Origin of the sequence: uncultured Phenylobacterium sp., from assembly GCF_902826855.1 — a bacterium.
In the GTDB taxonomy this organism is placed as follows: Bacteria; Pseudomonadota; Alphaproteobacteria; order Caulobacterales; family Caulobacteraceae; genus Phenylobacterium.
Genome location: NZ_CADEGK010000259.1, coordinates 1 through 5,482, shown reverse-complemented (window position 1 = coordinate 5,482; position 5,482 = coordinate 1). Strand labels below are relative to the sequence as shown.

The window sequence follows — 5,482 nt, the reverse complement described above, 5'->3', positions numbered from 1 at the left end:
GCCGTTCCGGCTCAAGATCGACGGCGACACGGCGAGCGTCAGCGGTGTAACCAGCCTCGACCGGACGGCCTTTGGCGTTGGGCAGGGCGAGTGGCAGAGCACCGATCAGATCCCGGCCAAGGTGAGCGTCAACATCTCTCTGAAGGCCAGGCGGGCGATGTAGCCGCCGCGGCCGAGGCGCTCGACGCCGGCGGCCTGGTGCTGATGCCGACCGAGACGGTGTACGGCCTGGCCGCCGACGCCGCGAACGCCCGCGCCGTCGCGGCGGTGTACGAGGCCAAGGGCCGGCCCGCCTTCAACCCGCTGATCGCCCACGTGGCCGACCTCGCCATGGCGCGGCGCATCGCCCGCTTCGACTCCCGCGCCGAGGCGCTGGCCGCGCGGTTCTGGCCCGGGCCGCTGACCCTGGTGCTGCCGGTCCTCGACTCCGCCGCCGTCTGCGACCTGGCCCGCGCAGGCCTCGACACCGTCGCCGTGCGCGCGCCCGCCCACCCGATCGCCCACGCCCTGATCGCGGCGCTGGGCCGGCCGATCGTGGCCCCGTCCGCCAACCGCTCCGGCCGCCCCAGCCCGACCACCTTCGCCGACGCGGTGGAGGAGACCGGCGCGTCCGCCGCAGTCGCCCTGGACGGCGGGTCCTGCGCCATCGGCCTGGAGTCCACTGTGGTGGCCCTGCTGGACATGCCGCGTCTGCTGCGGCCCGGCGCCGTCACCCGCGCCGAACTCGAGGCGGTGGTGGGGCCCCTGTCCGAAGCCGAGGCAGACGCGAAACGATCGCCCGGCCGTCTGGCCCGCCACTACGCCCCGAACGCGCCGATGCGCCTGGACGCCGACACGCCGCGTCCCGGCGAGGCCTGGCTGTCCTTCGGCCCCGCGGGCTCCGGGCCCTGGAACCTCAGCCCTGCCGGCGACCTCGCCGAAGCGGCGGTCAAGCTCTTCGCCTACCTCCGCGCCGCCGACCGCTCGGGGCCCACCGCCATTGCCGTGGCCCCGATCCCGTCCGAGGGCCTTGGCGAGGCGATCAACGACCGCCTCCGCCGCGCCGCGGGCTTCGTGGGCTGAATCAAGACTAGCGGAAGATGTCCGCCAGCCACCCGGTCGGCTCACCCTCGTGGGCCCGGCGCAGCTCAACGTAGATCACCGCCAGGGCCGTGGCGCCGATCACCGAGCCGATCACCTGCTGGATGACGGCCAGGACCAGCGCCAGAGGCGTCAGCGCCCGGCTGGCGGCCGCCAGGGGATCGCTGGACATCCCGATCGATCCCGCGCCGGTGATCAGGTTGACGATCCAGCCGAGCACCAACTGGACGATGACGACGATGACGATGAGGCCGAAGATCTGCCACCGGTTGCCGCGGGTCAGCTCGGCCGAGCGGCTGAAGGCGCCGAAGATTCCCGTACGGTCCGCGACCAGAGCCGGTACGGCCACGCACCAGGCGCAGGCCAGCATCACGCCCGGCACGATAAGCAGGACCATGCCGAGCGCAATTCCGAGCGCCAGCAGGATCGTCACCACGATCAGCGAGAGGAAATTGCGCAGGCCGACCGCCAGGCTGGCGCCCACCGACTGCGGCTGGCTGTTCAGGTCCTGCACCGTCGCATGGATCAGGGCGCCCTGCAGGATCGCCGTCGTGATCAGCCCGGCCAGGCCGCCCAGGAAGCTTGCGCTCATCATGCCCGGCGGGAAACTGTAGCTCCCGCCCCGCATGTCCTGAAGCATGTCCTGCGCCATCCCGAACTGGAAATAGCCTAAGATGGCCGTCGGAATCCCGGTCAGCACGATGCCCAGGATGCCGAACGTCACGATGTTGCGGCCCAGCACCGCGAAGGTCTGCTGGATCACGCGGGCGATGTCGAAACGGCCCGCCTCTGCTGTCTCCATGGTCATGTTTTTGTCCCCCGAGGGCGTTTCCTCGACGGAATGCTAATCACGGGTCGCCGCGGCTGTCGACGCGACGCCCGGCATGGCGGACAAGCAACCCCGTGAGCCTCCGCCTCCACATCCGCGCCGAGCGCCTGCCCCTGCGCGCGCCCTTCCGCATCTCCCGCGGGGTCAAGACCCACGCCGAGGTGGTGGTCGCCGAGCTCACCGACGGAGCGGTCACCGGCCGTGGCGAGTGCGTGCCCTATCCGCGCTATGGCGAGACGGTGGAGACGGTCGCCGCCCAACTCGCCACGGCCGCCGCCATCCTGGCGCGCGGTGAACCCGTGGAGGCCGTGCTGGCCACTCTGCCGGCCGGCGCGGCGCGCAATGCGCTCGACTGCGCGCTCTGGGACCTGGTGGCGCGGCAGGGCGGCGGATCGGCGGCCGAGCGGCTGGGCCGGCCCCCGCCCGGTCCCATCCCCACGGCGGTGACCATCAGCCTGGACGCGCCGGCCGCCATGCGCGCCGCCGCCGCCGCAGTCGCCGGCGCGCCGCTGTTGAAGGTGAAGCTGGACGCCGACGACCCGGCCGCGCGCCTGGCGGCCGTGTCGCAGGGCGCGCCCGACGCGCGCCTGATCCTCGACCCCAACGAGGGCTGGACCCTGGCCATCCTGACCGCCATGTCCGGGCCCATTGGCCGAGCCAACGTGGCGATGGTCGAACAGCCGCTGCCCTCGGAGGCCGACGCCGTCCTCGCCGGCCTGGACTACCCCGCGCCCCTGTGCGCCGACGAGAGCGCCCACAGCGCCGACGACGTGGAGCGCGTCGCCGACCGCTACCAGCTCGTCAACGTGAAGCTCGACAAGGCCGGCGGCCTCACCGGCGCCCTGGCCATGGTGGAGCGCGCGCACGACCTGGGGCTGGGCGTCCTGGCCGGCTGCATGGTCTGCTCGTCGCTCGCCATCGCACCCGCCATGTGGGTCGGCGCCGTGGCCGACGCGGCCGACCTGGACGGCCCCTGGTGGCTGCTCGAAGACCGCCCCGGCGGCGCCCGCGTCGAACGCGGCGTGCTCCATCCGCCGGAGAGCGGGTTCTGGGGTGAGGCGGGGGCTCGGCCTTAAAGGCGAGGGCGCTCAGAAGTCTGGTTGGCCCGCGATCGGCCATGAAGCTAAAGCCAGCTCCCGACCCAGGTGCGTACGTCCACTTGACTTCGCGTTCATCGCTTCGCGGCAAAGTCACGCGCATGCGCACGAATGCCCTCACGCTCGCTCGCTCCATTGCCGCACCGATTGCACTTCTCGGGCTTCTTGGCGGCTGCGACCTAAGGGCGGCGCGCCGGAACGCGGCAATGGAACAGGACCCCATCCCGCCGCTCTATCAGGGGCCGCTCACGGTTGAAGCGAACTCTGGCTCAACGCCCATGGTCACGTATTCGCAGAGCGGCAAGCGCCGGATCGACCGGTCGTACAGCTCGGGCGCTGCCCACATGCTCTTGGACGTCGACCAGGGTGTCATCTATCGATGGGCCGAGTTCGAGCGCGACAAGGGTGTGCTGCATGTCGGACCAATGTCAGCCGGCGCCAAGGCCAACGGACTGCGGTGGGAGGGACGAAAGGAAGCTCAACGCCTCGGCCGATGCAGTGCAGCGGGAGAAACTGGCTTCGTCTACCGGCATACACGAGACGCCGACCTAAAGGGGCCCGAATACTATCAAGAAGCCTGCATTACGACGGACGGTGTCGTCCTCAGCCAGGGTGTCGGCTCCATGACCGTGGGGAGTAGCGGTCGCCCAAGCCCAGCCACCCCCTCTTACCTGGCCACCGCCGTACGACGCGGCCCGCTTCCCGCAGGTGTTTTCGCTGTCCCGCAAGGGCTGATCCGCGCAGACGATCCGTAGCCGCCCTGGCCGCTTCCCACCCTCGACCGTCATCCGAGCGTCGGTTACGGGCAGGCCGGCCAACGTCCTGCGAGTGGCGGTGCGCCGATGACCGGACGCGACCCCATGCAGCGGTTCACAATGTCCGCTGCCGGGCTGATCGCCTTCCCGGAAGGCCGTGGTCTCAGAACGCCTCTTACGCCTTAACCACGCTCAGCAAACATACCGTAACGCCGGCGAACAACGATGGTCTATGCGAAGGCTCGAAAGTCCCCCGCCTCACAGCTTCGGATGGAAGCTCTACGGCGTCGTCATGGTTGGTCTCACGGCCGCGGGCTTGCCCACGATGAGGTGGACGGCCCTTGAGACACTGAGCACGATCGCCGGTGTCGTAGGACTCATCGGCCTGCTAGGCCATGCGTGGTCCGTAAGACTACCCGTCCCTGCCATCACCTGGCGTATTGTTGCGGCCAATCTACTGGCGCTGCTAGTCGTGAACCTCGTGTTACTTTGGCGCGCCGCGTCGGGACAGTCACCTTGGGTCGTCGTCCTGGGAACGGGTATTACGCTGGCGCTATTGGCACCGATCCCGCTGGCCTTGGCGCGCTATGCTACGAGGCTCCGGGACTCTGCGCGAAACGGTGTCTCGCACGGAGGTCCGTAGTCACGCGGGTCGCCGAAGGTACGCCCTTCGAAGGGCAGTTGACGAAGCCCGCTTCCCACCCTTCTCGGGCATTCAGTAGGTCCGCTTACGGCCGCTTGACACTAGGTAGCTGATATGTTCTTCTTTTGTTCCAATGACCGAGAACGCCACCCGCAGCGACGCGTACCACCTCGAGATGATCGAGGCGATGACGCGGTGTGCGTTCGAATTGGGCTCGGCGGCGGGCGAAATCGCCAAGCGAGCGGGGGACGACCTGGCGCGGTTCTTGGCCGCGACCGACGAGTTCCGGCGCTGCTTCTTCGCCGTGCGCATGGGGATCCGGCTGGCGCAGGCGCTGCGGGCAGGGACGCTTACCCCTCGGGTCACGGCGCCCGCGGAGCCGCTTGAGCGTGAACGGCGCGAGGCGCCCGACTGGCCGGAGCGCGACGAGGCGCCAGAGCGCCTTGAGGTGGAACGCGAGCGCGAGGGCGACTACGAGCCCGTCAGCCTGGCCCAGTTCCTGAAGACCCTGCGTGGCGTCGCCGCGAGCGCGGAGCAGCACCACCGGGAGGATCTTCCGGCCCATGTCCGCGACACCGCCCTGCCGAACCTGCGCCAACTCCTGCGCCGGGCTGAGGCGCCGTCCGGCGAACCTCCGGCGCGCGCCGCGGCCTCGGTCATGGCGACCCTTCTCCGGCCGACCGCAGCGCCTGCGGCCCGGTCGCGGCTGATGACCTCGACCGTCACCCTGGGCGCCCCGCCGATACGGCTGGCGCCGTTCCGCCGCCGCGACTCCGGCTGAATTCCGACCGCGAACTGGACCATCCCAACCCACGGCCTACGGCCGGGGGGCCTTCGGCATGTCCGGAAATCATCAATACACAAAGGGCTCGTCAGCTCGGGCGCAGCGAAGGGGAGAGCCGGGACCCAGACGATCGGCCGTTCGTGTGGCCCTGGGTCCCGGCTCTCCGGCCGGGATGACGGCTGGTGTTGCTCGGCCAGGTGGGGCCGCGCGCACTAGTCCTTCCACCACGGATAGAGGGTGGGCATGTCCGTGGAGACCTTGCCGGGGAAGTTGGGCGGGCGCTTTTCGAGGAAG

General features: G+C 70.1%; 5 protein-coding genes. 4 read left to right on the top strand and 1 reads right to left on the bottom strand.

All coding sequences use genetic code 11. The features are described 5' to 3' along the window. Positions 1-90 precede the first annotated feature (90 nt). Positions 91-1,062 carry an L-threonylcarbamoyladenylate synthase gene (locus tag QZV94_RS22665; protein WP_293682361.1) on the top strand — a complete coding sequence of 324 codons (972 nt, stop codon included), beginning with the start codon at positions 91-93 and terminating at the stop codon, positions 1,060-1,062. A gap of 7 nt (positions 1,063-1,069) precedes the next feature. Here the strand turns inward: QZV94_RS22665 and QZV94_RS22660 are convergent, their stop codons facing one another. Then, on the bottom strand, positions 1,070-1,888 hold the full coding sequence (locus tag QZV94_RS22660) for a YciC family protein (protein ID WP_293682358.1): 819 nt from the start codon (positions 1,886-1,888) through the stop codon (positions 1,070-1,072). Positions 1,889-1,983: 95 nt separating this feature from the next. Between QZV94_RS22660 and dgcA the strand changes: the two genes are divergently transcribed. The 3 genes from dgcA (at position 1,984) to QZV94_RS22645 (ending at position 5,185) form a co-directional block, all read left to right on the top strand. Beyond that, entirely contained in the window at positions 1,984-2,985 is a 1,002-nt protein-coding gene (gene dgcA / locus QZV94_RS22655) for an N-acetyl-D-Glu racemase DgcA (RefSeq protein ID WP_293682355.1), read from the top strand. Positions 2,986-3,107: 122 nt separating this feature from the next. Beyond that, positions 3,108-3,761: a hypothetical protein gene (locus QZV94_RS22650; protein ID WP_293682352.1), complete on the top strand. Its 654-nt coding sequence runs from the start codon at positions 3,108-3,110 to the stop codon at positions 3,759-3,761. A 776-nt stretch (positions 3,762-4,537) separates the two neighbouring features. After that, positions 4,538-5,185, top strand: a complete 648-nt coding sequence (locus QZV94_RS22645; protein WP_293682349.1) for a hypothetical protein — start codon at positions 4,538-4,540, stop codon at positions 5,183-5,185. Positions 5,186-5,482 lie beyond the last annotated feature (297 nt).

Bases quoted from the DNA above. Each gene is read 5' to 3' on its own strand.
- QZV94_RS22650 (WP_293682352.1), top strand. From the start codon at position 3,108: ATGCGCACGAATGCCCTCACGCTCGCTCGCTCCATTGCCGCACCGATT.
- QZV94_RS22660 (WP_293682358.1), bottom strand. From the start codon at position 1,888: ATGACCATGGAGACAGCAGAGGCGGGCCGTTTCGACATCGCCCGCGTG.
- QZV94_RS22645 (WP_293682349.1), top strand. From the start codon at position 4,538: ATGACCGAGAACGCCACCCGCAGCGACGCGTACCACCTCGAGATGATC.